This is a genomic window from Pelomicrobium sp. G1, from assembly GCF_051905455.1.
Classification (GTDB): Bacteria; Pseudomonadota; Gammaproteobacteria; order Burkholderiales; family UBA6910; genus Pelomicrobium.
In genome coordinates this window covers 1-715 of the sequence record NZ_JBQACR010000041.1, presented here as the reverse complement: position 1 = coordinate 715, position 715 = coordinate 1, and the positions used below count along the sequence as shown (strand labels likewise).

At 61.7% G+C, this 715-nt stretch carries 1 protein-coding gene; it reads left to right on the top strand.

Features of this window, described 5'->3' with window-relative positions:
- Positions 1 to 30 precede the first annotated feature (30 nt).
- Positions 31 to 715: helicase-related protein (locus tag ACTFO6_RS17260; RefSeq protein WP_439935670.1), on the top strand; the 685-nt coding region annotated here is incomplete at its 3' end.

Genomic DNA, 715 nt, shown 5'->3' with positions numbered 1-715 from the left:
AAGAGACCTTTGCAAATCGCGAGACGGGTCGTGCGCCTGGTGAAGGCCGGGAGCGGCTGGCGTTGCCGCAAGTGTTCGATCTGGAGACCGTATCGCGCCGAGGTTTGCCTTGCCTCGACTGGCTGTTCCGGACGAGGGGACGACATTGCGCCGAGCGCAGCCGATCCGGAAAACTACTATGTTCAGCTCTACACCGCTGATCGTCCGCGTCGGCTGCGGTCGCTCGAACACACTGCCCAAATAGATCAGGACACTCGGGCCAAGCGCGAGCAGGAGTTCAAACAAGGGAAGCTCGAGGTGCTCGTATGCAGCCCGACGTTGGAGCTCGGGGTAGATATCGGCTCGCTCTATAGCGTGCTGCTACGAAACGCTCCTCACGCACCAGCGAACTACGTTCAGCGCGCGGGCCGCGCTGGCCGCAGGCTCCGCATCGGATTTGTCACCACCTTCTGCGGCACGGGTCCGCACGATCGCCATTGCTTCGAGGAGCCAGCGTGGCTGGTGCGCGGAGAGTTCAGACCGCCGATCGTGCGCTTGACGAACGAGAAGATCGTTGCACGACATGTGCGATCTTTTGCGCTGGAAGAGCTGAACGAGGATTTCACGTGGGTCATGGGTGATCTTCTGGAAGATATCCAGAACCCGGCGGTCTTGAAGCAGGAGCGCTACGCACCGCTGCTCGAGAGCCTGCGCGTGCGCAATGCCGAGATCGGCG